The following is a 26,703-nucleotide window of genomic DNA, read 5'->3' as shown; positions in this document are numbered from 1 at the left end:
TCCATTCTGTAGGAGGTTTATCCCTATACAAGAGATGTTAATTCATCATTCTTCAGATGCGTTAGCCTCATCTTGAACCTTTTGTAATTCCTCACCCATTTGCTCGGGAGTGATTTGTTGACCGATCAACTTCTGAATTTGGATATTGCTGATTTCAGCAGTGACATCGGCTTGTATTAGAGAATCGAATGCAGGGAATGAAGAAGCAGATGCATTCAGTACGTCTACAATTTGTATCATTAAATCATCCGTTATACTTGCAGAAAGAACATCCGCATCAATTTTCATAGCAGGTAGTACCCCATCTTCTACCAATCCTCGAAGTTGCATTTCTTCGTTAAATAAATGTTTGATAAAAGACTTTGCTGCTTCCATCTTACGAGGATCTTTCTCTGCATTTGATGAGAAGCCATAACCATTATTCACGTCACGCATGAGAGATGTCTGATCTCCAACCCCATGTTCAACTGGAGGAAGATTGAAGAAGCCCACTTTACCAATTAAGCCTTCACCAGACTCGCCAATTTTGAATACGGAGGATTTCCATGTACCGTCATACAATAGAATGGCCTCACCACTTGTGAATTGTGTAGTATAATCAGCGTATTCAAATCCAAGTTCACCTTTTTTGAAGTAGCCATTGTCTACCCATTCTTTATACTTAGCGAACCCTTGAACGACATCTGGATCGCTCCATTTCGCTTCACCTGTAGTGAATTTAGCAGTTACATCTGTACCTGCATAGCGGGACCACAGGTGATTGGCAAGCATTAGAGGAACCCATCCTCCTTTGGAAGCACCGGCCATTGGAACTTTTCCATCCGCTTTGATCGTTGCTAGTAATTGATCTAATTCAAGCATCGTCGTAGGGATTTTCAATTCTTTCTCCTTAAAGTAACCTTTGTTATAGAAGAATCCTTCGCCTGAACCACCGATTGGAAGTCCATAGACTTTACCCTCATATGTGAATGGTTCCAAGGAGCTAAATTTATCTTTAATTCCGAGTTCTTCGAGGAGCGGGGAAAGATCAAGCAATTTACCTTCTTTAGCATAAATGTTGGAATCAGGGCTACCAAACAGATCGAAGATATCCGGTGGATTACCTGCAGCCATTTCGCCCCGAAGTTTCTCTTTACGGTTCACGTCCGACTCTACTCCGTCAATTCTAAACTTAAGACCTGCGACATCGTCTTCAACCTTTGAAATAACATCCGTAAGAATTGTAAACCGTTTCTGCTTATCCGTACCTACTTGTGTATGACGAAGTGTCATTTCAAGAGGTTCAACTTGTGGAGTCTCTGTCTTACCGACTGTCGAGGGATTGTTAGCGCTTCCACAACCGGGTAAAGTTAACGTTATTGCACCACATAATGACATGAATAGCATTAAACTTCTTTTCGTCTTCAATGTTGTATCCCCCAAAATTCAATTCTTTATTACATCTCCTATTCTAGAATACTAAGTACTATCTGGTAAAGACGATATTCCGCTAATCTGGGAATACAATTATCTATTGATTTATGTGATCGTGTATCTAAAAAGGGTACGCCATAGCCATTTGCTAAGGAATACCCTCTTCGACTTGTCTGTATAGAATATCCATACAACACTCCTCTTTTTCTTCGATCCATAGACTCTTATTAACGGTGTGGTGTGATGCGGTAGAATGCACTTTGGAGATTTCACTATCGGAATGCCTATATGATGGCATCATGTGAAAGGAATAAAGATTTAGAAGACAAGTCCTCAAAAGCTTCAATCAATTCGGCAAAGAACGCTTCTCCAATGGGTGTCCATAGGGCATTCTTATTAAGAACGGCGATTGATTCACTGATCTTCATAAGTACTACATCCATCCGCTTCTGTAATTCGGGATGACTCTCAAAAGTTAGAACACGTTGATACCAAAGTGAAATTCGTACGAATACAAAAAGTCCGTGAACGATTCCTTTCATAGGACGAGAGTCCTCCCGCCATGGGGAATAGTATCGCTCATCCTCATCATTAGTAAATAAATCATCTAGTTCAAATAATTGATCAAGTCTAGCATGGCTAAACTCATGAATTAAATTTTCCGCAGTCCACATCAAGTCGTGGCGATGCGTTAGAAATATAGCGCCTTGAAAGCACGAATGAGTAAAAGCACCGATCTGATCTCCTATCAGCAGTGTAACCATTCGTATATGCCCAACAGACTCACGATACATCTGAGGCCAATATTCTTCAATTAGTTCCATAGCCTTAGAATAATACCAAATTTCACCGGGAGATAACGAAGTGAGTATGGGAAAAGCATCAATCTTTTTGCCATACCCCTCTAATAGTTGCGGGAAATCAGAGGTTACGAACTGTTGAACGAGAGGATCTTTAACTCCGAAAACAATACCATCTTTCGAGAGCACCTCGATTTCTTGGAGAAGTGAATGTTTTAACGGCTCATCCCCAAGCAACTGATCCATAAACAGCGTATAGTCTAAACCATCTGCTTGTATGTGAATACATTCTAATTCAGTTATGATGACTACTCCAATAGAAGCAAGAGCTTTCCCGAAATTCAGGAACACGGGATGTCCAGGGAAAATGAGACAACCATCCTCATCTAGTTTTACTTTCACGGGCGGAAGTTGCTGCTCACTTTTCCATAAGTGAATAAGCAGAAACCTCGGAACATCTTCCAATAGATCCAGAGCTTCAATCTGGGAAGGTGTCTTTTCATAAAACGACGGAAAAAGTCGTGTATTCATCCAATAAACTAGAATTGGATGGTTTATTTTTATCCAAATATCTTCAGTAAGGAAAGCTGTCCAGTCCATTGCCTCTGTGGCGATTTTCCTGCAAGCATTCAAATGCTGACGCAAAGCTTCATAATTTTTTTTGACCATAAATGCATTGACGAAATCATTCTTCATTCCTGATGGTTCTAAATATTTAAACATAGCATTACGCCTCCTCTTTGACTACTGTTTTGTCACTCAGGATAGGCATGGAGATCGGATCTTTCTCTTCATCACGTAGGGCTGAATTCATAACCATTAATAAGACTAAAACAATACCAAACAAACCCATAATTCCGAAAAAGTAACGCACAGGTATCCAAATAATAAACATACCCGTAAGCAACATCGCAACAGGTCTGGAAGCTTCAAGCAGTACCTTCATCATGCTGGATGCACGTCCAAGTACTTCCTGAGGTACTTTAAGCACAAATAATGTCTGCATTGTGACGTTCGCCATGGGACTACCTAGACCAGCAATAAAGACGCATATCATACTTACATATAATCCAGTGATCCATGTCAGTAGACCAAGCCCGCCAAGCATTAAACCAATTCCTATGGATAGCACGGTAATGCGAGACCAACGTTTGACCCAATTTGTAAGGAAGACCCCACCTATAATCCCTACAAAGAAAGAGATTTGCAACATAGCCAGATCTGATGCAGTGTCGACAATTAAAGGGAACAACAAAGCTGTTGGCGCGAGCATGAAATTAATAAGCACAATATATTTTATAAGACTTCGAAGAAGAGGATGCGATGTAATCGCGAGCAGCCCTTCCTTGAAGTCAGATTTTATACTTCCTATGCTCAGCTCGACTTTGCGAACCGTACTAAGAGATTCACTGCGAATAAAGAGAATAAGCACACAAGACAAGAAAAAGGTTGTTGCATTAAATATGAACGCATAGGATGTGCCATATACAAGTAACCAAGCTCCTAAAGCAGGTGCGCTTAAGCCGACTATCGTCTGAACGAGTTGAGCTAGGCTTTGTGCCTGAACCATATGGTCACTCGGCACAATCGTGCGAATAGAGACCGTTCTTGAAGGGCTGAAGAACGCGCTGAAAGATGACAATAAGATGGCTCCAATAATGAGCATATAAGGCAACAACAGATTATTCATCCAGAGCACAACGATGATAAGGACGATACTTCCTCTGGCAATATCACATGTCATCATGATTCGCTTTTTGCTGCTACGATCCACAATGATACCAGCAAACATTCCGATCGCAACCAACGGTATGATCTCGGCAGCAAGTAAAATAGACATGAGCAAACCACTGCCAGTTAGTAGTTTCATCAACCAAATAAGTGAGATTGCATATATGCCGTCTCCTAATGCGGAAACGATCTGCGAGGATAAGAGCAGTTGGTAATTCCGAATCTTTAGCAGGCTTCGATATGTTGGCTGCTCAGGCTGATCAGAGGCGGTATTTACTGAAGTCAAGTCGCATCATTTCCTTTCATTTGCTAAAATTCAGGTGTTGGTCCTTGAAAAATTGATACCGCCATAGTATACCATTTGCAGTCTGGATCATCTGATACCAAATTCTCATCATCAAATTCTATTTGTAGCTCACGTAATCTGTCCATATATTCCTTAACCCGTTCAACACGTACCTTCGCATGAACCATTCCAAGATGAAATCCTTCTTTTTCGTTTAGATTGATTAATATATTTCTCTTCATGACATCAAGGATATATAGCATCGTCGTTAATTTCTCTGAATCACTGTTCTCTCGACCGAGTAAAAGGTGAAACGTACTCGCTTTAGATGTATAACACTTCTCAATAATGGTACCATTCACTTTTTCGGAATGCATTGAAATATAGTCCTGTTTAAGCATCGTATCCAATATATAATTAATTTTGGCACGAGAGAATCCGAGACGCTCTGACAATTCACTTGCCGTTGCTGGCATTTCCATTAAGTTAAGAAAGACTTCGAGCCCCCGATCTTTCACAAGACGTTCGGTAAGCTCTGAACTATTCTGGGATGAGATCATAGGTATTAACTCCCTCCTTCAGAGTAACATTGCCAAATCTTCCGAACTGGCACCGATTGCTGATAAAGCCATTCTATCCTCAGAGAAAAGAACGTTAGCAAATTGCATGAGCTCCATTGCGGTCAAAGATTCTATCTCAAATTTCTCTAAATCAATAAAAAAGTCTTTATTTAGCAATGCGTAGCGACCAGTAATTTGCAGATGTCTTAAATCGTTACCTGGAATTTGCATGAGATTTGTAATTCTTGCCGCCTTCACACGCTGTAATTCCACATCACTGATAGGGACAGTCTTTAGTTCCTCTAATATGAATAGAACACACTTATATACTTCCGCAATATGGTCTTTGCGACAATTGACATTAATACTAAGATAACCACTTAACGCATAGCTCTGTGTATATGAATAAACCATGTAGCAGAGCTCTCTTTTCTCTCTTAATTCGACATGAAGACGTGATTTCAACCCAGTACCAAGGATTTGGGAAAGTAAGTTCATCGCCTGCCTCTCATTCGAATGAAATGAGGCACCAACGAATGATATATTTAAGTCTACGCGTTGGTTAGTACCCTGTATGCCCAAAATACTTGGTTCAATTTCAATCAGTACATCTTTCTGATGTCCATTGTATTTCCAATTTCTGAAATGCTCTCCAACAAGTTGAATTACCTTTTCTGGATTCACATTCCCCTGTATGACGAGCTGTGTGTTATTAGGTATATAGTATTTATTTATCCTTTCTTCTAACTGCTGATCGGTAAAGTTCACGATATTATCCCGTGTTCCGATGACGAACTGACCAAGGGAACGATTGCCCCATAATGCTTGCTCCACCAATTCTTCTTTGATACGACTTGAGGAGAAATAGGTATCTGCCTCCTGTAGAATAATGGCCCTTTCATGTTCAAGGCTTTGTTCACTTACGCTACTATTACCTACGATTTGACTAAGCGTCTCAATCATTAGCGGCATATGTTCTCTCTGAGCTGACAACGTACAACGTGTCATTTCCTTACCCGTAAAGGCTTCATAGTGTGCACCATGATCCATGAGATCTCCCAGAAGATCTCGAGTACGTGGATACATATTCGTATAATTGAAAGAGATATGCTCTATGAAATGAGATATACCGTTGACTTGTATCTCCTCGTCCTTAACACCATGATCAATGAATAGTCCGATATTAAGTGTCCTTGCATGAGGGATATTACGGATAGTGATCTGCAAACAGTTCTCGAAAACAGCTTTCGTCACAAGTTCTGAGAACATATGAATAATCTTACCCCCTTTCTTCGTTATAAAAAGGTTGAGCAACATAACGTAATAACACGTTATGTTGCTTCCTCTTTACCAGAAGTCGGATTAGAATGAAACAGATACACTAATCGTAATTCCTTGTTCGCCTACTTGGTTTTCTTCAGTAGAATTCATAAGTGCTTTTCCTAGTTCCGTTTGATCTATGGATACCTCACCATTCTGATTAACAACAAAAGCTGAAGGACTTAACTGCAATTGCTTTTTCTCGATAGCCATTACACACCGCTCCTTTTATTAAGATAATGGTACCTACAGAAATCAATACAATTGAGATATTCACGTATTAATCTTCGAATCAATCACCCCCCTTATATCAATTAATTCAATCAATATATGTAATAAAATTCGGCAGATTGAAGACTTTCCACGTTTACTTATTCTGCGAGTCTTATACAGACGTCAAATCCATTATGCGTTGAAGTCCTGTTTTCTTAGGAGTATAATGCCCCAGCGGTATAGCAAGATTCAAATACACATCCCCTTCTGTCAGCATCCATTTCCGACTAACAAAAGTATGAAGATATTGTTCTGTCTCACTTTCAGTTATGTCATATCCCTTTTCTTTTAATAGAATCGTCACATTGCGAGCAGATATCATATTCTCGCAAGCAAGATAAGTTTCTGTTTCCAAGGGAGATAACAATGAAGTGGCGCTTTCGGCAACAGTACGAGTGTCTACTAATATAAGTCTTCCATCGTTCAGCACCGAGAAAAACTCGCTATGAGTATGCTCAGACTGCCAACTATGAATAGCCTTCGTAATATTTCCAGTATAGGAACGTGGATCTTGACCACTTACGTAATCGAAATCGAAATGATACGCTATATCCATACGATCTTGTTCAGATAAAGAAGGATACACTAAATCATATGATTTAAGGGGCCTGATGTTATGAATGCCGTGCTTCTCTGCTGAGTTGAAATAAGGACTGAATCGGTCAAGACGAATTGGTGCCATACTTCCTGGTGGTAAAAGATGCATGAGACTAGGGATGATGTGTGCAACTTCATCGTACTCAAGTTCGTTCTCACCTGGAAATCCATAGAGAAAATTCCATACCGGTTTGACAGAGAATTCAGCACACCATTTCAATAAGCGGACATTCTGCAACATGCTGACTCCTTTTTTCATTAGCTTAAGAACAGAGGTGATTAAGCTTTCAATCCCAGGCTGCACATAATGAAACCCCGCATCTTTGAACAGCTTAACCTGCTCCTTAGTCAGATTTGCTTTAGTCTCATAGAACATATCTAGATCCAAATCAAGGTCTCGGATCACAGGAAGTAATGTTTTGAAATAATTCATATCAATAATATTGTCAACGGCTGTAACTTTATTCGTATAGGGTTGATAACGGTCTTGTAAATACAATATCTCTTCAAGAGCACGCTCGGCCGATTTACTTCGAAAGTTCATAGAAGATCCATTCAAACCACAAAACAGGCAATGTGACTTTTGTCCCCACCAACACCCGCGTGAAGATTCAAATAGAAAACGTTGTTTACGCTCGATTGTGCTCAAGCCATTCTCTTCGAATTGCTGGAAATAGTCATCATAATTAGGATAAGGAAGTGTATCAAGGTCATGAATTGGAGAGGAATGTGAAAGAGTTGCTGGAAGTTGTTGTCCATATTTCGGATGAAGGGTAATACCAGATACAGAACAAAGCTTTGGATCGCGAAATGTAATTAATTGTTCAATAAAGGTTGTGAATGAGTTGTCTCCTTCACCTGAACAGACTGCATCCACAAAATCATATGTACGAAGTGTTCCAAGTCCCATTTGACCTTCAACATTCGCCCCACCAAAGATAATCATTTTATTCGGGTACTTTGCTTTAAGACGTTTAGCTAAACTCAACGCAGGTGCATTTTGTTGGAATACGGAAGTGAATCCGATTACATCATACTTTTCCCAATCATACCGTGATAAAGTTTCATTGAGAAAACATTCTACCTTTTTACGAATTTCAAGCAATCGAGTAAAAGACTCATCTTTCGAGAACGTTCTTTTGCGTATACGAGGGAAGGATTGTGTGAGGTAATGGAAGTATTCTTCTTGATTGTTAATACCGAATAAAGATTCTGTGAATATCCAATCACCCGCTAACGAATTCGTTGGATAGGACAGGTTCTCTGAGAGGTGATCATATTGATCAATACCAATGATTGAAGCGAAATCGAGGTTTAGATGCAAGGTGTCGCATTCAATCTTACGAGTGTCAAATGCAGATTGTAGGAGACCAATTCCAATGGAAGGTCTATACGCTGATGCGAAGGGCATGTTAATGAGAACAATTCGCATTCGTTAATCACCTCTATTCAAAAAGCGAAAGTAAGAAGAATTTCGCCTTTTTAATTTGAATATAATGTAAACTGAATTCAATATATTGTCAATATAAAATTGTAAATTTAATGTTATATATTGATCAATATTATAAATACTGGTTTATTATACCTATTCATTCTATAGTTAAAAATTAAAGCAATGAATATAGAGCTACCCCATTATATGGAGTAACTCTTCAAAAAAACACCGCATAATGCATCTAAATTCAACCTAACTTTAATCCACCCAAACTTGCCCCTTTTGCAAATAAACGTTCGATATTCTTCTCTACAGTAGGATCAGGTATTAATGGCGGTGCTTGATGTGGCTTGACCCGTGCGTCAATGATCAGATTATCACAAGCCCAATGCTTGTTCTCATAATGCCCATTCACACCATAAATGTCATGTGAAGGATTGCTACGTGTAAATGTAGCCCATAGGAAATTCTTGATTGACGCACTTATGAATGAACTATCATCAGTCAGAATGATCATTGGACAAGATGGCATCGGCCCCTGTGCTTGAATAGCGTTAGATAAGTCCTGTAACTGTTGTTGTGCTTCAGCATAATCGATAAAAGCAGGACCCTGTATGGCAATAATACCTGGCATCACAAGTTGCGGATTTTCAAAGCTACGGATTCCTTTTAAATGATCAGGTACCTCTTTACACAAATCCCGCTTCTTATCTCCATAAGCTGCGAAGACTACTTTACTACCGCTATTTAAACCCGTTCCTGAATAATCAAGGGTATCAATTGTTGTGTTGGTATAAAAGTGAATATCTCGCTGCAAATCAATCCGTTCCAAGATATAGGTTAAAAAGTCCACTTCATGATGCGTATCTAATGGTCGATTCTCTTCAGCCGTTATGAATAAATACTTCGCCAAACTCAATTGACCAGTTCCTAGTATACGGTTAGCTATCGTGAGTAGTTCAGCTGGTTGTTTCACTTTCTGGTAAGGTGTGTATCGTTCACTCCCAATCGCAAAAAGTAACGGATGCACTCCCGCTGCATCTACCGCATGTACTTCTTTAACACCAGGAACTTCTTGTTTGATCGCATCCCCGGTTAACTCATGAATGAGTTCTCCAAATGCAGTATCCTCCTGTGGCGGACGACCGACTACGGTAAACGGCCATATTGCATTCGGCTTCGCATACACTTTATGTACTTTCATGACAGGGAATGGATGCGTCAGGCTATAGTAACCCAAATGATCACCAAAAGGTCCCTCCGGCTTCGTCTCCCCCGGATGAATTTCTCCAGTGATGACAAAATCAGCATCATTACTAATACAGAAACCATCGACATAGCTGTAGCGAAAATTACGTCCTGCGAGCAGGCCAGCTACCGTCATCTCACTCAACCCTTCAGGTAAAGGCATGATGGCTGACAATGTGTGTGCAGGTGGTCCACCCACGAAGCAACTCACTTTCAGAGGGATTCCTAGTTTGTTTGCTTTGTCTTGATGTATTCCAATTCCGCGGTGAATCTGATAATGCATGCCAACGTCTTTATTCAATTCATAGTCATTACCATTGAGTTGTACGCGGTACATACCCAGATTGGAATTCATAATGCCTGGTTTCTCCGGATCTTCCGTATACACTTGTGGTAATGTTATAAAAGCACCACCATCCATTGGCCAGTGTTGTATGAGGGGCAGATCAGAAATTTGAATTTCTTGTGCAGTAACAGGACTGCTCCCAGATTTCTTCAAAGGAAGAGCTTTTAATGCTGCGAATCCATTGCCAATATTTTTAAATGGATGTTTGAGAGCCTTCATTGGATCATCGCGCAGAGCCATGACGTTCTGTACGGAGGCCCATGTATCTCGGAACATGAATTTACTACGCTCTAATGTGCCAAATAAGTTGGATGCCGCCCGAAACTTCGAACCTTTTACATTTTCAAATAACAATGCAGGACCGCCAGCTTCATATACTTTCATATGAATAGCAGCCATTTCAAGATAGGGGTCAACTTCTTCTTTAATTCTAACTAGATGTCCATTCTTTTCTAAATCGATGATGCAATCTTCTAAATTACGGTACATGGTTGTCTATCTCCATTCGTTACTCTAATTATACTGCAACACTTATGAGCTTATTGTAGCATATAAGAAGTGTCTATTTCTGTTGTGAAATGCTGTTCAACTATTTGTAGAAACGGTCACGGAACTTGCCTGGTGATTCTCCTGTCCATCGTTTGAACTGTCTACTGAAATGAGCAATGTCACGATATCCCAACTTGATAGAGATTAATTCAATCGTAAGTTCTGGTTCCATCAGTAATAGTTTGGCTTTCTTCAACATTAACGTTGATAGATATTGACGTGGGGACATCCCGAAGACGTGATTAAACATTCGATTTACGGATGACATGCTGTAACCCAGCTCTTTGGCAATGGATGCAACGGATTCTGTGTCACTTCTCTCCCTGAACCCGTCAGCTGTCTCATTCACAGTACGCTCTAGTCTCGTAGCTATATTAGATGCTGCCTGGGACATGCGTGATCCGGATGTACTTTCGCTTCCTTGTTTGGATAAATGACCACTAATCGCCGCAAACAGCTCGAATAACATAGATAAAGCTTTCATTCTAGACTCCACACGTACGATGGCTTCCTCGATAGTTAATGTAATTAACTTATCAAGCGCAGGTCGGATTGCATGCGCTAGATCACTATCTGACGTATAAAAGCATTGGGTATTTTGACATAATAATTCACGGAATGCTCGCTCATCCACATCGAAGTGAAGACAGTAATAAGTCATCTTTTCGTCACCAACGACTCTACTCTCATGAATATCACCTGGGTTTAATAGTAATAGATCACCAGCCCTCTGCACATAAATCTCCCGATTAACGACCATCTCTTGTGTTCCAGATAATACGAGATTTACCTCAAACATTGGATGTGTGTGACTTGGATATGCCCAATCTTGTTCCACAGTCCGCCAATGTGCTGCAAATACTTTAAAGGTTGAATCCATATCTGGCAACATATATTCTGTGGCTTGTCGCTCATACACCGCTTCCATAATACCGCCTCTTTATCTTATATTTATATTTCACGACATTAACAATCAGGTGATTGATTTGGGTAAATTCATGCTTGTTATGGATATAGGATCATCTTAACAACATTGATATAATAACCTTATTATAACCCAAGACCGCTTATTATGGGAGGTTGCAAGGATGGGTAAAAGGAGAAGAATTATGACTATCATTCAAAATCCGATTTTAACGGGATTTAATGCCGATCCCAGCATTTGCCGTGTAGGAGAAGATTATTATATTGCGGTATCTACGTTCGAATGGTTCCCTGGAGTGGGTATCTACCATTCCAAAGACCTTAACAATTGGCGTTTAGTTTCAAGACCTTTAACTCGTTTGAGTCAATTAAATATGATGGGGAATCCGGATTCGGGTGGGATTTGGGCCCCTCAACTATCCTATAGTGATGGGCAATTCTGGCTTATCTATACCGATGTGAAAGTTGTCGAAGGTCAATGGAAGGATTGTCATAATTACTTGGCGAATTGCGATACCATTGATGGCGATTGGTCAGACCCAATCTATTTGAATAGCTCTGGATTCGATCCCTCCCTATTCCATGATGAAGACGGGAAGAAATACTTGGTCAACATGAATTGGGATCACCGTATTGGTCATCATAATTTCTATGGTATTGCTTTGCAAGAATACAGTGCCACTGAGCGTAAACTTGTAGGTAAAGCGGAAATTATTTTTAAAGGTACCGACATCATGCTGACCGAAGCACCTCATTTGTATAAAATAAATAATTATTATTATCTTCTGACCGCTGAGGGCGGTACAAAGTATGAGCATCAAGCGACGATAGCACGTTCGAAGGATTTAAAAGGTCCTTACGAACTCCATCCAGAGAATCCGTTAATCTCTTCTTTTGCGCATCCACGTATTGCTCTGCAAAAAGCAGGACATGCATCGATTGTTCAAACACACACCGACGAATGGTTCTTGGTACATTTGACAGGAAGACCATTGCCAAAAGAGAGTCAACCTCTTCTAGATCCTCGTGGTTTCTGTCCACTTGGGCGTGAGACAGCGATTCAAAGACTTGAATGGAACGATGGTTGGCCATATGTCGTAGGAGGTAACAAACCTTCTGATCAAATTGAAGGTCCGAAGATCGAAGAAGTGAAATGGGATAGAGATTTCCCGATACAAGATAATTTTGACGATGAAGTTCTAAATCTACACTTTCAAAATTTACGGATTCCATTAGGAGAGCATATCCTCTCTCTGAAAGATAACCCTGGGCATTTACGTCTATATGGAAAGGAATCTTTAACTTCCAAATTCACACAAGCTTTTGTGGCTAGACGTTGGCAGGACTTTACTTTCACAGCTGAGACAAAGGTTGCGTTCAACCCTACTACTTTTCAACAATCAGCAGGATTAGTGAATTACTATAATACTCGGAACTGGACATCTTGCCAGATTACTTGGAATGAAGACAAAGGAAGAATACTTGAATTGATGACATGCGATAACTTCTCCTTTGCTCAACCTCTCCAAGGCCAGGAAATTGTTATTCCTGATCATGTGGAGTACGTGTATCTACGTGTTAATGTGAGTATAAATATGTACCAATATCATTATTCCTTTGACGGAACGAACTGGACGGCCATCCCTGTTCAATTCGAATCGTATAAACTATCGGATGATTATATTGAAGGTGGAGGATTCTTTACGGGTGCTTTCGTAGGGATGCAGTGCCAGGATACTTCGGGGCAGAACCTTCATGCTGACTTTGATTACTTTACTTATAAAAACTAATACGGGTTTGAAAAGGCTACCGATGATCATCGGTAGCCTTTTTTCGTGAAATCTTCTTTAGTTACAAGTTATATTCAAAACAGTATATTTTATTATTTTCCAAATCGGCAATTCCAATGAATACATCATGATAACTAGGATCAAATACATCTCTACTCGTAATTAAAGCATTAGTACGATTGTTTTTCATAACATAATACCCATTGGTTGCTTCAAGAGGTAAAAGATCAGCTATTTCAGGATTTGTAATTCCCCTAATGTTTTTTAATAGAGGACCACTTACTTCTGTAGGTAAAGGTAGTTCAAACCAGTTCCTCAATGGTACTTGACTTAATAATCCCTTCATCTCTTCTTTAGAGTTAAGCTGGTAAATATATAGATGGTAACCATCACCTAGCGGCCCATAAGAGCTATCACTGAACAAGATACTTGTATCTTTAGGTAAATGAACTCCCAGCTTACTGTAGAACGCTTTTATTTCTTTGCTTTCTTTTAAAGGGGCCACATAAAAGAATACGGATAAAATGATCACGACAATTAATCCCCCAAAGGCAAACTTTTTACCTCCCATTATTCATATCCCCTAATCCAAGTTTCTTATTACTGCTGGCGATAAGCTATATTTATTTCGTCATCATTGCAAGTTTCATGGATAGTCTAATAGGAAGTGAAGCATTTCCCAGCTGGTTTAGATCTCCTACAAAAAACAAATCTTTGATGGGATAGTAAAAGGCAAACGAGCCTGTTGAACCAGAATGTCCCATTAACTCCCCTTTTCCCGTAAAAAGCGTGATAGCCCCATTTAGCGGAATTCTCATATACCCACTACCATAATAAATAGGTCCCATTGAAGCTTGAAGCTTATTACGTAAGGGCAGCTTATCGAAAATAGCTTTATTAAATAGCGTACCTCCAAAGAAAGCCTTCATAAATATCATCAATTCTCGAGCACTCGTGATACATCCGCCACTTGCACGGCTACTCATAATAAATTTAGGGCGATGGATTACTTTGTTTTTATAATAGATATTCGGCACAAAGTCATTTTCGCTTTCAGGGAGATATGTGCTTGTTAGTGCTAATGGTTCAAATATAAATTGCTTATATGCTTCTGCCAATGTTGCATTGGTTACCTTTTCAATGATTTCACCTAGCATGTCAAAGTTGATATCAGCGTAATAAGCTTTTTGCAAGGTACGAGGTGCAAAGTGTGGCTTTAACTTCTTTACTAATCCCACCATCTCGTCGAAGGAAGTGTGATAATCCTCATGGACGGCACGGTTCTTAGCACTATCATTTCCTTCTTCAAACACATCTGGCAATCCGCTTATTTGAAATAGCAAATCGGATATCGTCAAGTCAAAGGAATATTCCTTATTACGATAAATATGTAGGCCACTTAACACTGTGTTGTCAAAATACTTTGTGATCTTATCGTCAAGGGACAGCTTGCTCTGTTCATGTAAAGCGAGAATGCAGGCGGTGGTGAACAGCTTTGTAATGCTCGCCATAAGTACTGGGGAGTCTAATTCCTTACCCCCGTATCCCCTCCCGTATGAGAAATCGCCGCTCATGTTCTCCACAAATAAAACTCCGTCATGGATCTGATTCGAATTTGTCGCTTTATTGAAGATTTTTTCAAGCTTTTGTATTCTACGGATTTCCATAAGTTCTCCTTTCGCCTATAATGATACCAACACTACTTCATCTACTTTCTTTATTTTCACCTTACTACAAGTAAATATGGATGTATATCGTAAATATATAAATATAATATGGAGGCGTTTTAATTGGAGGTTCTAACAACTGACCGTATGGAGGATTATTTGCATGAGCATCATCAGTTTTTCCATAGTGGTCAGACCCGTGATATTCAATTCCGGCTACAACAATTAAGCAAACTGAAAGAAGCTATTAAAGTCTATGAAAAGCTGATCATCTCCGCGCTATATCAAGATTTGAGGAAAAGCGAGTTTGAAGCTTATGCAACGGAAATTGGCTTTGCCCTGAGCAGTATTGGTCACACGATGAAGCATTTGAAGAAATGGATGAAACCCAAGAAAGTAAAGACACCGCTACATCAGTTCCCGTCCAAGAGCTATATTATGAAAGAGCCCTATGGGACCGTCTTAATTGTTGGCCCGTTTAACTATCCTTTCCAACTCCTTATTGAACCGCTTATCGGCGCTATCGCTACTGGAAATTGTGTCGTATTGAAGCCTTCTGAGAATACCCCTACCGTCTCTGCTGTCATTAAAGAGATGATAGAAGATACATTTAATCAGGCCTATATTCGGGTAATTGAAGGTGATAAAGATACAACGTCCATCCTGATCCATACCTCTTTTGATTACATATTTTTCACAGGAAGCGTGGCTGTTGGCAAAATTGTCATGCAGGCTGCGGCTAACAATCTCATTCCCGTAACGTTAGAACTGGGTGGGAAAAGCCCGGTTATTGTGGATCAGACAGCAAATATTAAATTAGCGGCTAAGCGTATTATTTGGGGTAAGCTGATAAATACAGGTCAGACTTGTATTGCCCCTGATTATGTTCTCGTGCATGCAGACATCAAACAATCGTTGATAAGTGAAATGAAAACAGTTATTACGAGTTTCTATGGTAAGGATGCCAAATTAAGTAGCGATTATGGAAGAATCGTTAATGACCGTCAATTTGAGCGTTTGACTTCTATACTAGACAAGGATCATGCAAATATTGTGTTTGGAGGTAGCTCCGTTCAGGAAGATCTGTATATTGAGCCAACTCTTCTAGCTACGGAATCTTGGTCAGATGCCGCTATGCAAGATGAAATATTCGGTCCAATTCTACCGATCATGGAGTACCGCGAGTTAGATGATGCTATTAAGATGATAAATAGTCGTCCAAAACCGTTATCCTTATATTTATTTACGGAACAAGGTAATGTCGAACACCAGGTGTTGAGTCAAGTTTCCTTCGGAGGTGGATGTGTTAACGATACGATATCCCATGTTGCTAATACGAATCTTCCTTTTGGAGGTGTAGGGAATGCTGGGATCGGTGCTTATCATGGTAAATACAGCTTTGATACCTTCTCCCACACTAAAAGCATTCTGAAGAAAAGCACTGGGATGGATATTAAGATCGTCTTCCCTCCTTATGGAGATAAACTCAAATGGGTAAGAAAATTATTGAAGTAACCTTATCTTTGTAAAAAAACACGTCGACTGGCTAGATAACTAGATCTATTCAATCGGCGTGTTTAACATATGGTTATGATGAGCTAGCGACCGTTATACTTTCTGCACGGCAAAAGATATGCAATGACTTCGAAATTGTGTCGGTACATCATATTTGTGTTCGTCAATCGAATGCATGATCGTTGTATGCTCAAGTATGTTCCAGTCTGCGTACATTTCCTCAAGAAGTGCGGTAGCTCTCTTCGTTGATAGATTTAGTTCAATTAACGGTTCCCGCTTCCGACCTGATTCCGATTCCACCTCTGATACCTCCGTATTGATCGTGATACAGTGAATGCCACCCATCACAGTCCCTAACTTCATTCGTTCAAGTACCATAACCAATGCCTCTTCTGAACTGACATGCTCTAGGCAGCCACATGCCACAATATAATCATAAAAGTTACCTGCTATACTCGTATGCTCGACATCGCCCTCTTCGACTTCGATGATCTCAGCTACGCCGTATTTATCGGCATTCTCACGTAGCTTATCTACTGCTTCACCTAATAGATCAATACCAAGCACTCGGCTTGCCGTCTCCTTAAGACGTATAGCAAGCGGAATCGTATTACGGCCCGCACCACAGCCAAGATCCAGAACATTCACGTGATCCTTGTATTCTAGTAAACGATCTAGCAACACCATGACCATGGCATTGGGCTTGGACATCCACGTACCCGATTCGAATATTTCGTGATCACTGTAAAGCTCATTATGGTAGATAGCTTCCGCCTTACGGGCTTCTTCAAAATCCGCTTGATCCATTTCATCACCTCATTATGAAGTATTGGCAAATGTAAATATAAATATAAAGAAACCCGTCGCAAAAAAAGGACGGGAATCACTATACTCATTTCAGATCCTTCAGTCTATCGGTTTGATGGCAAACTGATAGCTATAGAACGCTGGGTATACTTTGTATTCTTCATGAATATTTTTCGTCCAACCCGTATCTCCACCGAGTCCTGAATGGACATGATCGATATTGACATAGACTTCATTCCGCAATGGTAGGTCATGAGTATATTTAGCATGGGTATAATCTTCAACATTATTGTGATGCACATCCATATGAAGCGGTCGTTTTGTTGTTACTTTCATTCCGAATCCATTGGGATCAGTTAATGAGAACCAACGAACATCTTCCTTTCCTCCACATTCTACAGGTAGAATATAAGGAACATGCTGTTCTTGTACGGTACTGGAATAAAGTCCTACAAGCGCAGACTTCTTACGGTCAGCATAGTTCTCATGCGGACCTCTCCCAAACCACTCGAATTGATTCAATGACCCTGGAAGTGAAAGTGAAACACCGATTCTTGGGAGAATGGGTAGCGCTTTGCTAGCCATAACCGTATTCTCTACATTCATTGATCCGTCTCCAGAAATCGTAAACCGAAGCATACTATCGAGCCACTGAGATGGCTCGGTACCCTGATACCGGATTTCAGTCTCAATGCAATACACTCCATCATCTTGAACAGCATAATGGGAGATACGAGTAACGGTTCGTTGCAGTCGATCTATACCTGCCTCTATCCATTCCGCGGCAATGGAGCTAGAACCTCCACAAGCTTCATCGATACCGGTAGGTGCCCTGAAATAATTCTCATTTAAGCCGGAGAGGATTAGATCACGTCCCTTCCAACGATAGGTTGAGAATTCTCCTTCCACAAGATCGAATCCAATATCCAATTGACTATTCCTCAAATGAAGAGTTGTAGTGTTTATTGAAGCGATAATAGGTTCCATCTCTGCTCTAGTATTAGTTTCTATCTGAGTAATGTCTCCACTGACAGGAAGTTCGAACTGAACAGCATAAATTTCATGGCCTATTGGTGACCAAGCTGTTGCATCCATCTGTCTGCAAGAAAGGTTCAAGAAGTATTCTGCGTTCCCTTTTCCAGTCGGAAGAGTAAAAGGAATCGTTAGATTCTCGGAACAACTTGCGAGCAGGTCGCCTACTAATATTTGTCCCTCCTCCATAAGAATACCATTCTCAGTAACACTCCAAGAGATTTCTATATGATCTAATGAAAGCACCAGATATTTATTGTTTATTCGAAGGATTCCATTGCGAAGATCCACAGATGTAATAGATATTGGTGCTTGGACGGTTTTGAGCTCAAGGGCAGCGGGTTTAGGCGTTAGATCGGGAAATACGATACCATTGAGGCACATGTCAGGTACAGGATCTACAACCTCTTCACCAAACGCTCCACCGTAAGCCCAATAGGAAGTTCCATCTTCCCGCTGTATTGTGATTGCTTTATCTGCCCAATCCCAAACGAAGCCACCTTGAAAACGGGGATACTTGTCTATATACTCCCAGAACTCATCCACATTACCGTTACTATTACTTTTAGCGTAAGCGTATTCGCACATGATCATTGGCCGCTTATCCACCGTATCTGACATGATCTCTTCTACCCATTCCATCGTCGGATACATGGGAACACGAATATCAGTTATAAGTGCATTCGGGTCTTGACCTTCATATTGAACCAATCGATAGGGATCGTAGTAGCGTATCCAACCCGCCATGGCAGCGAGATTCATCCCAGCGCCCGACTCATTACCAAGAGACCAGAACAGAATGCTAGGATGATTCTTATCTCGCATGACCATTCGAACGGCCCGATCTAAGTAAGCGGAAGCCCACTCAGGATCTTTGGATAGCTGGGCCTGAATGCCATGTGTTTCTAAGTTGGCCTCATCGACTAAGTACATGCCCAACTCGTCGCAAAGATCATACCAAATTGGATCATTCGGATAATGACTCGTACGGACAGCGTTGAAGTTCAACTTTTTCATAGCTATAATTTCTTCACGCATCCACTCATTCGTTATAGCTCTTCCTCTATCTGGATGATGCTCATGTCGATTGACACCTCTCACGACAAGACGTTTACCATTTAGAGTGATGACACCTTCCGGCGTTTTCTCGACTCTTCTGAAACCAACCTTGGAGCTCTCATGGTCAATTTCATTACCGTCTGGATCAATCAAAGTAAGTAAAAGTGTATATAAATTAGGAGTTTCAGCAGTCCATTGATTCGGTGCCGGCACCACCCCCATCAATAAGGCAGCTCCTTCTTCCTCAATAAATGGTTTACGTACATACATAGGTGATCCGGGGGAAACTTGAGCAATGATCTCGGGTATACAAAGCTTACCAGAAACATCTAGTAGTTTGGCACGGACCTTATAATCAGCAAAGCCTTCTCGCTTATTCGTGTGACAATAAATAATCAGCTCACCATCGCGATAATCGTCATCGAGTAAGGCCAGCACTTTGAAATCACGAATATGATGTCGTGGCTTACTATATAAGACTACCGTGCGCTGAATTCCGGATAGATGCCAGTAATCTTGATCTTCAAGATAGGAACCATCACTCCAGCGCATGACTTGAACTGCAAGCCGATTACTTCCATCTCGCAAATATGGAGTGATATTAAAGTCGGCTGGCAACTTGCTGTCTTGTGAATAACCTACCTTTTCCCCATTAATCCATAGATAGAAGGCTGATTCCACAGCTCCGAATTGGATAAAAATATCGCGTTCATCCCAGTCTTCAGAAACATTGAAATTAGTTATGTAGCAACCAGTCGGATTCTGTTTAGGTACAAAAGGTGGTTTAAGTGTATTGTACATCCCTCCAGGCCAAGGCTGATCAGGTTGTGAACTAGGTGTCTGAAGATGTGGTCCTGAAGGATCGGACATATTAAAAGGATACATAGAATTTGTATAAATAGGAGTTCCATAATTCTGAATTTCCCAATTTCCAGGAACTGTAATCATCGCCCAAGTAGTCGTATCGAATCCATCTTGATAGAAGTCCTCTGGCACTTCATTAGGATTACCAAATAAACGAAACGACCATTCACCATCTAATTGGCTAACATATTTCGATATTTCTCGATCACAAGTAGCAGCCATGTCTTCGTTTTCATATGAACCCAATGGTACGTGAATGGCTTCTCGGTTGATATGTAGAATATGTTGGTTCTCCCAATCGTTACGTAGTTTCATCTTTTTAACCCTCCGCAAAGTTAATTAATATCATTAAACATTAATCAAGTTAATACCATTTCAGAAAAGCTTCCGCTACTGCTTTACCTGCTACACCATTAGGATGAGGGTCATAGATAGAACTCATATATTCCGGATTCACTAAATGATCATTAGGTGTTTCTAGTGATAACACTTCAGCAATATCGAATACACGATCTACCCCTGCAGGAGAATTCACTCGAATCTGCTCATTCACTTCACGCCAAGCCATCTCTGCTGTGCCCGTGAAATTAAATGGAGGAACGGTACACAATATAATCTGAATCGAAGGGTTTCGTTCTTTAAGTTTAGAAATAATCGTTGTTAAATCAGCCATAAGTTGTATCGCACTCCGTTTACCTATATCAAGATCATTGACACCAAGTGCGATCACGACCTCATCTCCTTGTTGTGCCTTATTTAGCCAAGAACCATCATCTGCTGCATCATAGGCTCTCGCCCATCCAGAACCAATATTCCAAATGCCGATCGATGCGGGGAGCTCATCCGCGATACGTGCTACCCAATATTCATATTGATCTATTGCAGTACGGACACCTTGAGTAATAGAATCTCCGAAGAAAATAAGCTGCTTGTCCACGTCTTTCCTATATCCTATAAAGCTAGGCACAACTAATAGATTCTCTGATTGCTGAAAAGAAGCAGATGACTCTTGCTGAGCTAAATTTCCAGGAGCGTCATAAGCTGTAACTAGCATTTGTTCCGTGTTATACGGCACTGTTGTACCCGATGAATGAGTTGATATCGTCCATGTAAAGGACAGATAATGTCCTTCAGGAAGTTCAATCTGAACTTCATCACTCCAAAATTTTTCACCCGGCTGAACTATTCTGTTAGAACTCCCCTCAAAAGTTAGCTGTACTTGCGTCCCCTCAACTACATCACCATTCGGCTGATCTCCACCATCGCCCACAAAAGCCGCTTCTATTATCCACACACTACCTAAATCACTAGCAGAAGCAATTACACCATCATCCCAAGTTGAGTCAACAGCGTTGCTATGCCAAAATCTAAGCGTCTGTACTCCATTTTCTCTTAGTCTAATATAAGTACGGTAGGTATGAGTAAATGCTTCTTCGCGATTCATAATAAAGTTAGAAGCAGTAGATTGAACTGTCACAGATGCATATTGTTTCTGACTCATGTAATCCATCATTCACACTCCTTAATATTTTACTAGAGGAAGTTCAAAAATCCATCTTTTGATCACGAAGTATCTCATGAGGCGTATTCGACATCGAATATTGAATTCAGCCGGTCTTTCCGGTGCTCACGTAGGTACTGCCTACGCTCCGCTCCTCTCTCCCTTGCTTCATCCAATCTTCTTGGTGCTGAAAAGTCGACTTTTTGAACTCGCACTTATAGTTTAACTCTAGTTTATTTTGGATAATTCCTTTTCCATAATATCATCATTAATTGCACCTTGAAATATGGCCTGAATAATACCTTGTGAATCAATGATATAAGACGTTGGGTAAGCTACGATTTGATATGTATTTGCCACATCACCCTTTGTATCCAATACAACAGGAAAAGTCAGACCGAACTTCTCAACAAATTCAGCAACACCACCTTGACTTTTTTCTGTGTGTGTTAAATTCACAGACAGTACCACGACATCTTTCTCATGGTTATTAGAGATTCTCTCCATATGTGGCATTTCAACTCTGCATGGTGGGCACCACGTAGCCCAGAAGTTCAAGACTACCTTTTTGCCAAGGAAATCTGATAGTTTCACTGGCTGCTCATTCAAATTAAGTAATTCAAATTCAGGTGCTGTATTTCCTTTTTTTATGCCTATATTTTCTGCGGTTTGCTGCAGGTTATTGATATTGGTTTGATCTATATTGTTTTTCGCGTAATCATATATTCCCCAACCGACCAACATCAGTACGATTATGATTGCAATCCCATTTCTTCTCATCATGCCCGGCTTCTTATACCACATCACCAAACCGATATTCACACCAATAAATGATAGATGGAATAGCCAATTCTCGCGATCTACTATTAATATTAAAAGATGATTTATACTACTACCCACGATCCAACCTGCACCCAATACATCCAAATTCATCATGATGGAGGTACCGTCTTTTCGTGTACGAATCCATAAGTATAATAACGAAATGAATACAGCCAACCATAACCCTTTGTCCCCGCCATTGAAGTAAACCAAAGACATCGGATATTGAATGACTGAAACGGGATCAAAAATAATGATGCTACCTTTCCATATCACAAAACCAAGAATGAGTGCATTAGCAAATTTCTCACTCATATTCCGCTCAACTTCTGCCTTGCGCAAACGATATTTCAGCACTAGGTAACCTGTAAATGTAGACAATATGAATATGAGCATTTCAAAATTAAGCATCAATGGTCCTAACTGTATAACATTCACAATCCCCACTCCTTCCTGATCTACGCAAATCATACCACGTCAGATCATCGTTAGAACGCCCATCTAAGCAACATCATACATATCAGACCGACAAGAACGGTACCTAGTAAACTGCGGGTAAATATAGCGACTGCAAATGTAGGAATCGCCGTTAACCATTCAAGACGGGTATCATATAATGCGAATCTTCCTTCTGATATGAATAATTCTTGTGCAATTAATGCAGCCATGACTGCAATTGGAATATGTTGTAACCAACGGATGAGTCCATTAGGTATATTCATACGACTAAGTAGAGCAAGCGGGAGAACACGAGGAATGAATGTCACAAGTGCAGATCCCAATATGATTATGAGGATGTTCCATCGGATGTCCATCGTTCAAACACAACTCCTAATGTAGCACTTAGTACAGCAGCCACGATAATGCCCATACTTCCAGGTATGAGATAACTAGCCCCGATCACGATCAATACAGAACTTAATGCTACGATGATTTGAATGCCGAATTTCTTACTACTATTCATTTGTAATACGAGTAAACCAATAAACATCGCTGGCAAAGCAAAATCAAGACCCCATACCTCAGGATTAGGGATCCATTTGCCAAGTAATCCTCCAGCGACCGTTGCAAGTAACCAGTTCAAATAGGCAGTAATGTTAAGCCCTAGCATCCAACGATATCCTAATGGCTTACCCTTCGCGACCTGATTCATAGCGACACCAAAGGTCTCATCCGTTAATTGTGCCCCTATTAGCAGATTGTTCCTTAATGGTTGTCCTCTGAAATGTGGAGCAATAGCCGCACTAAGTAGTAGATGTCTAAGATTGATGAAAAATATAGTAAAGATAATAGCAGATATAGGTGAACTCGCCGCGATCATCCCAGCAGCGATGAATTGCCCTGATCCAGCATAGAGTAATGCACTCATTAACGCGATTTCAGTCAGGCTTAACCCCGATGTATTCCCTACAACACCAGCGGCAAATCCTATGCTTAAGTATCCAAGTAGTGTAGGAACACAATCTTTTACTCCTTGCCAGAAACGATCTTCCTGCTGCCCTACTCTAGGGTGAATTTCTAATTCCATTTACTCAACCTCTTTATTCTGCTGTATTCATAAAAAAAGGAAAAGGCCTGCCGAAAGGCAAGCCTTCAATTGCCATGTACAATTCATCTCTAATTATTACCGATGTTCTGTGTAAAGATTTGCTTTACTAAGCTCGCGAATGAAAGTTATTTCTTCTTCTGTTAATGGAGTTACATCACAAGCCCCAATATTATGACGTAGTTGCTCCAATGAACTCGCCCCGGGAATCGTAACCGCGACGGCTGGGTCAGACAACACATAGCGTAGCGCAATTTGCTCCATACTTCTATCTTCACGAACCAATGATTGAAGCTTTACACGCATCAGTCGTAGTTCGTCTGGGGTGTGATTGAGATATCCTTTATTCAGCTTCTCGTCCCCCCGTTCGGATAGAATCCCCTTGGCTATGGGTCCACGAACAATCATACTCATGTCATTCTCAACTAATAATGATAGTACCTCTTCTTCTGGTCGGCGATCTAGAACACTATATTGACTCATGACACTAACCATACTTGAATGTGACATGTATTCTCGAATAACATTGGGACGAATGGAGGATATGCCATAGGATCTTATGAGACCCTCCCGCTTCAGCAGTTCAAAAGCTTCGATGGTTTCCTCTATTGGGTCCTCTAAAGTACCCCCATGGAGCTGATAAAGATCAATATAATCACATTGAAGACGTCTAAGACTCTCTTTTACAGCCGCAATAATATATTCCTTCGAGGGATCCCATACCCAGCCGTCTTGACCAGGAACACGACGATTTCCGACCTTTGTTGCAATGATCACTTCATCACGACGCCCTTGAATGGCCTTGCCTACAATTTCTTCATTACGACCATTGTCATACAGATCTGACGTATCTAGGAAGTTAACCCCCATTTCTAATGCTTCATGAACTAATGGAATAGCTGAACTCTCATCTGTACCTAGGGACATACAACCTAACCCAATTTCACTTACCCATAAATCGGATGATCCCAGTTTTGATTGTCTCATTTAAATTCCTCCTCTTTTCATTAGATTAGAAAGTAACCATCCTCTTAAACAAAGATATGGAGTACTGCTAGGAAAATCCCAATAATAAATCCACATAAAGCACCATTTACCCGGATCCATTGTAAGTCATTGCCTACTTTGTCCTCTAACATGTGTACTAACGTCTCATTATCCATTTGATCCAGGTTATCTTTAACCAATAGACCTAGTCGATAGTAATTACGTTCCACAAACTCACCAATAAAAGATAAAATACCCTGCTCCCATTTCTGTACCAATTGTTCTTGCTTACTAAGCATGTCCCCGACCCAACGGAATAAGCTAATAATGATATGTCCACCATTGTTATATTCGCTATCTAATTTGAGAAGGAATTGCCCCCTAAGATCTTCTAATAGTTTTAGAATAATTGTATGCGTACTTGCATCGGATAGCTTCGTATTGACCCAAGATTGGATCTGAACTGTTATATCAGGATTCAATGCAGCCGTAGTAATCTGCATCCTAACTTCGCCCAGAATTCGATCTCTGTATGTGCTATCTGACTTGGATAATTCGTCTATCGAGGAATCTATTAAGTTCGTTAGAAGTGAGCCTAATTTCTCCTCACTCATAAACCCAAGAAATGCTTGAACCGCGAACCCCTTCATTCCACCCAGCTGTATCTCTTGCAACTTACTATGGACTAAATTTCCTAGTAACACTTCTGTTTCAGGTTTATTAGCCCACTTCTTGCCATAACCCAAAACGTAGTCTAGCATCCTCTCATCATAACGACTCTCCACAATGGAGATAGCCGCCTTAGCCACAATGGGTTCCAATTCTTTGTTGTTCACATAACCTGCCAGTGCACCTTGGACTAAGGAAGCTACATTCTCTAGAGGTAACGTCTCCACAGTTGATTTCATTGTATGGATGATCGTCTTTCTAGTCTCTCGCTTACGTATTAATTTAAACACACTAGAAGTAAGCATCTTAGATAGTTTCATCTGACTCAACTTACGTTTAATACTTTCCTTATTCAGTAGCTCAGTCTCCATGGCAGATATTAAAGAATTCACAAGTTTATCCCGATTGTTGAGAAGCAAAGATGTATGTGGAATTGGAATGCCCATAGGATGACGAAATAATGCCGTTACAGCAAACCAATCGGCGAATCCCCCAACGAGCCCAGCTTCAAACCCACCCTGTAACAGACGAACTGCTATATTTTGCGGTAAAAACAATGTAATTAAGAAGCCGATCCCCATCACGATCAAGGATGAGCTTGCTATGTATCTTGTTCTCATGAACATTCTCCTAATCATTCTTGATGTGTTACCTCAAATTCCATGATAAAAGATAAAAAGCAGGAAGTCCATGGACCCCCTGCATCGATTCAATCTATATGTCTTCACTTCTATTGATTGTCCGAATTTTGAGCCTCGTCTACCATCTCAGCTTTGAATCCTTCAACACTGTCTTTACGTCGTTCATTTTTTTCTTGTATTGCTCTTTTTTCAACACTTGATATTTCATCCCCAAATTCATTTAAATATTGTTCTGCTTCCTTGGAATTTGCAATCGCATTCTGAATACTCTCCCGAAGTCTACGAACATTATCAGTTCTGTCATCTGGCTTAGCCATCGAT

Annotated in this window: 22 protein-coding genes; 2 read left to right on the top strand and 20 right to left on the bottom strand. The window is 40.5% G+C overall.

Features of this window, described 5'->3' with window-relative positions; all coding sequences use genetic code 11:
* Positions 1-45 precede the first annotated feature (45 nt).
* The 9 genes from AC1TO9_RS19255 to AC1TO9_RS19215 all read right to left on the bottom strand — a co-directional run bounded on the left by AC1TO9_RS19255 (position 46) and on the right by AC1TO9_RS19215 (position 11,486).
* The gene (locus AC1TO9_RS19255; RefSeq protein WP_482060258.1) at positions 46-1,386 is read right to left on the bottom strand and encodes an extracellular solute-binding protein; all 1,341 of its coding nucleotides are present in this window, start codon (positions 1,384-1,386) and stop codon (positions 46-48) included.
* A 311-nt stretch (positions 1,387-1,697) separates the two neighbouring features.
* A complete protein-coding gene (locus AC1TO9_RS19250) occupies positions 1,698-2,936 on the bottom strand; it encodes an aKG-HExxH-type peptide beta-hydroxylase (protein WP_482060203.1) in 1,239 nt (412 codons plus the stop codon).
* 4 nt (positions 2,937-2,940) lie between these two features.
* Positions 2,941-4,230 carry an MFS transporter gene (locus tag AC1TO9_RS19245; RefSeq protein WP_482056907.1) on the bottom strand — a complete coding sequence of 430 codons (1,290 nt, stop codon included), beginning with the start codon at positions 4,228-4,230 and terminating at the stop codon, positions 2,941-2,943.
* Between the two features lie 23 nt (positions 4,231-4,253).
* Positions 4,254-4,790: a hypothetical protein gene (locus AC1TO9_RS19240; protein ID WP_482056908.1), complete on the bottom strand. Its 537-nt coding sequence runs from the start codon at positions 4,788-4,790 to the stop codon at positions 4,254-4,256.
* 18 nt (positions 4,791-4,808) lie between these two features.
* A complete protein-coding gene (locus tag AC1TO9_RS19235; RefSeq protein ID WP_482060202.1) occupies positions 4,809-6,044 on the bottom strand; it encodes a M16 family metallopeptidase in 1,236 nt (411 codons plus the stop codon).
* A 108-nt stretch (positions 6,045-6,152) separates the two neighbouring features.
* Positions 6,153-6,323, bottom strand: coding sequence for a hypothetical protein (locus AC1TO9_RS19230; RefSeq protein WP_482056910.1), 171 nt, complete (start codon positions 6,321-6,323; stop codon positions 6,153-6,155).
* A gap of 172 nt (positions 6,324-6,495) precedes the next feature.
* Entirely contained in the window at positions 6,496-8,412 is a 1,917-nt protein-coding gene (locus tag AC1TO9_RS19225; RefSeq protein ID WP_482060201.1) for a RiPP maturation radical SAM C-methyltransferase, read from the bottom strand.
* 250 nt (positions 8,413-8,662) lie between these two features.
* Positions 8,663-10,498, bottom strand: a complete 1,836-nt coding sequence (locus AC1TO9_RS19220; protein ID WP_482060200.1) for a UbiD family decarboxylase — start codon at positions 10,496-10,498, stop codon at positions 8,663-8,665.
* 100 nt (positions 10,499-10,598) lie between these two features.
* Complete coding sequence (locus tag AC1TO9_RS19215; protein WP_482060199.1) at positions 10,599-11,486, bottom strand: AraC family transcriptional regulator; 888 nt, start codon at positions 11,484-11,486, stop codon at positions 10,599-10,601.
* A gap of 181 nt (positions 11,487-11,667) precedes the next feature.
* Here AC1TO9_RS19215 and AC1TO9_RS19210 point away from each other — a divergent pair, with 181 nt between their 5' ends.
* Positions 11,668-13,272 carry a glycoside hydrolase family 43 protein gene (locus tag AC1TO9_RS19210; RefSeq protein ID WP_482060198.1) on the top strand — a complete coding sequence of 535 codons (1,605 nt, stop codon included), beginning with the start codon at positions 11,668-11,670 and terminating at the stop codon, positions 13,270-13,272.
* 61 nt (positions 13,273-13,333) lie between these two features.
* Here AC1TO9_RS19210 and AC1TO9_RS19205 read toward each other — a convergent pair whose 3' ends face one another.
* Positions 13,334-13,843: a hypothetical protein gene (locus AC1TO9_RS19205; protein WP_482056915.1), complete on the bottom strand. Its 510-nt coding sequence runs from the start codon at positions 13,841-13,843 to the stop codon at positions 13,334-13,336.
* A gap of 52 nt (positions 13,844-13,895) precedes the next feature.
* Positions 13,896-14,939, bottom strand: coding sequence for a serine hydrolase domain-containing protein (locus tag AC1TO9_RS19200; protein WP_482060197.1), 1,044 nt, complete (start codon positions 14,937-14,939; stop codon positions 13,896-13,898).
* A gap of 147 nt (positions 14,940-15,086) precedes the next feature.
* On the opposite strand from AC1TO9_RS19200, the gene AC1TO9_RS19195 reads away from it, so the two are divergent.
* The gene (locus AC1TO9_RS19195) at positions 15,087-16,454 is read left to right on the top strand and encodes an aldehyde dehydrogenase (protein WP_482060257.1); all 1,368 of its coding nucleotides are present in this window, start codon (positions 15,087-15,089) and stop codon (positions 16,452-16,454) included.
* Positions 16,455-16,547: 93 nt separating this feature from the next.
* On the opposite strand, the gene AC1TO9_RS19190 is transcribed toward AC1TO9_RS19195, so the two are convergent.
* The 9 genes from AC1TO9_RS19190 to tlp all read right to left on the bottom strand — a co-directional run bounded on the left by AC1TO9_RS19190 (position 16,548) and on the right by tlp (position 26,699).
* Positions 16,548-17,261 carry a class I SAM-dependent methyltransferase gene (locus AC1TO9_RS19190; RefSeq protein ID WP_482060196.1) on the bottom strand — a complete coding sequence of 238 codons (714 nt, stop codon included), beginning with the start codon at positions 17,259-17,261 and terminating at the stop codon, positions 16,548-16,550.
* Between the two features lie 99 nt (positions 17,262-17,360).
* Entirely contained in the window at positions 17,361-20,531 is a 3,171-nt protein-coding gene (locus AC1TO9_RS19185) for a glycoside hydrolase family 2 TIM barrel-domain containing protein (protein WP_482060195.1), read from the bottom strand.
* A gap of 49 nt (positions 20,532-20,580) precedes the next feature.
* Positions 20,581-21,717 (bottom strand): SGNH/GDSL hydrolase family protein, encoded by a 1,137-nt coding sequence (locus AC1TO9_RS19180; protein ID WP_482060194.1) that lies wholly within the window; start codon positions 21,715-21,717, stop codon positions 20,581-20,583.
* Positions 21,718-21,945: 228 nt separating this feature from the next.
* Positions 21,946-22,977, bottom strand: coding sequence for a peroxiredoxin family protein (locus AC1TO9_RS19175; RefSeq protein ID WP_482060193.1), 1,032 nt, complete (start codon positions 22,975-22,977; stop codon positions 21,946-21,948).
* A 50-nt stretch (positions 22,978-23,027) separates the two neighbouring features.
* Entirely contained in the window at positions 23,028-23,354 is a 327-nt protein-coding gene (locus AC1TO9_RS19170) for an AzlD domain-containing protein (protein WP_482056921.1), read from the bottom strand.
* Entirely contained in the window at positions 23,327-24,067 is a 741-nt protein-coding gene (locus AC1TO9_RS19165; RefSeq protein ID WP_482056922.1) for an AzlC family ABC transporter permease, read from the bottom strand. Before AC1TO9_RS19165 ends, AC1TO9_RS19170 begins: the two co-directional genes overlap by 28 nt.
* 96 nt (positions 24,068-24,163) lie before the next feature.
* Positions 24,164-25,072: an aldo/keto reductase gene (locus tag AC1TO9_RS19160; RefSeq protein ID WP_482060192.1), complete on the bottom strand. Its 909-nt coding sequence runs from the start codon at positions 25,070-25,072 to the stop codon at positions 24,164-24,166.
* Positions 25,073-25,116: 44 nt separating this feature from the next.
* Positions 25,117-26,361: a DUF445 domain-containing protein gene (locus AC1TO9_RS19155; RefSeq protein ID WP_482056924.1), complete on the bottom strand. Its 1,245-nt coding sequence runs from the start codon at positions 26,359-26,361 to the stop codon at positions 25,117-25,119.
* A 110-nt stretch (positions 26,362-26,471) separates the two neighbouring features.
* A complete protein-coding gene (gene tlp / locus AC1TO9_RS19150; protein WP_482056925.1) occupies positions 26,472-26,699 on the bottom strand; it encodes a small acid-soluble spore protein Tlp in 228 nt (75 codons plus the stop codon).
* Positions 26,700-26,703 lie beyond the last annotated feature (4 nt).

This window comes from Paenibacillus sp. Y916, assembly GCF_056786435.1.
This window is presented reverse-complemented; position numbering and strand designations above follow the sequence as displayed.

Bases quoted from the DNA above. Each gene is read 5' to 3' on its own strand.
- AC1TO9_RS19255 (WP_482060258.1), bottom strand. From the start codon at position 1,386: ATGCTATTCATGTCATTATGTGGTGCAATAACGTTAACTTTACCCGGT.
- AC1TO9_RS19250 (WP_482060203.1), bottom strand. From the start codon at position 2,936: ATGTTTAAATATTTAGAACCATCAGGAATGAAGAATGATTTCGTCAAT.
- AC1TO9_RS19240 (WP_482056908.1), bottom strand. From the start codon at position 4,790: ATGATCTCATCCCAGAATAGTTCAGAGCTTACCGAACGTCTTGTGAAA.
- AC1TO9_RS19230 (WP_482056910.1), bottom strand. From the start codon at position 6,323: ATGGCTATCGAGAAAAAGCAATTGCAGTTAAGTCCTTCAGCTTTTGTT.
- AC1TO9_RS19225 (WP_482060201.1), bottom strand. From the start codon at position 8,412: ATGCGAATTGTTCTCATTAACATGCCCTTCGCATCAGCGTATAGACCT.
- AC1TO9_RS19220 (WP_482060200.1), bottom strand. From the start codon at position 10,498: ATGTACCGTAATTTAGAAGATTGCATCATCGATTTAGAAAAGAATGGA.
- AC1TO9_RS19215 (WP_482060199.1), bottom strand. From the start codon at position 11,486: ATGGAAGCGGTGTATGAGCGACAAGCCACAGAATATATGTTGCCAGAT.
- AC1TO9_RS19210 (WP_482060198.1), top strand. From the start codon at position 11,668: ATGACTATCATTCAAAATCCGATTTTAACGGGATTTAATGCCGATCCC.
- AC1TO9_RS19205 (WP_482056915.1), bottom strand. From the start codon at position 13,843: ATGGGAGGTAAAAAGTTTGCCTTTGGGGGATTAATTGTCGTGATCATT.
- AC1TO9_RS19200 (WP_482060197.1), bottom strand. From the start codon at position 14,939: ATGGAAATCCGTAGAATACAAAAGCTTGAAAAAATCTTCAATAAAGCG.
- AC1TO9_RS19195 (WP_482060257.1), top strand. From the start codon at position 15,087: ATGGAGGATTATTTGCATGAGCATCATCAGTTTTTCCATAGTGGTCAG.
- AC1TO9_RS19190 (WP_482060196.1), bottom strand. From the start codon at position 17,261: ATGGATCAAGCGGATTTTGAAGAAGCCCGTAAGGCGGAAGCTATCTAC.
- AC1TO9_RS19185 (WP_482060195.1), bottom strand. From the start codon at position 20,531: ATGAAACTACGTAACGATTGGGAGAACCAACATATTCTACATATCAAC.
- AC1TO9_RS19180 (WP_482060194.1), bottom strand. From the start codon at position 21,717: ATGAGTCAGAAACAATATGCATCTGTGACAGTTCAATCTACTGCTTCT.
- AC1TO9_RS19170 (WP_482056921.1), bottom strand. From the start codon at position 23,354: ATGGACATCCGATGGAACATCCTCATAATCATATTGGGATCTGCACTT.
- AC1TO9_RS19165 (WP_482056922.1), bottom strand. From the start codon at position 24,067: ATGGAATTAGAAATTCACCCTAGAGTAGGGCAGCAGGAAGATCGTTTC.
- AC1TO9_RS19160 (WP_482060192.1), bottom strand. From the start codon at position 25,072: ATGAGACAATCAAAACTGGGATCATCCGATTTATGGGTAAGTGAAATT.
- AC1TO9_RS19155 (WP_482056924.1), bottom strand. From the start codon at position 26,361: ATGAGAACAAGATACATAGCAAGCTCATCCTTGATCGTGATGGGGATC.
- tlp (WP_482056925.1), bottom strand. From the start codon at position 26,699: ATGGCTAAGCCAGATGACAGAACTGATAATGTTCGTAGACTTCGGGAG.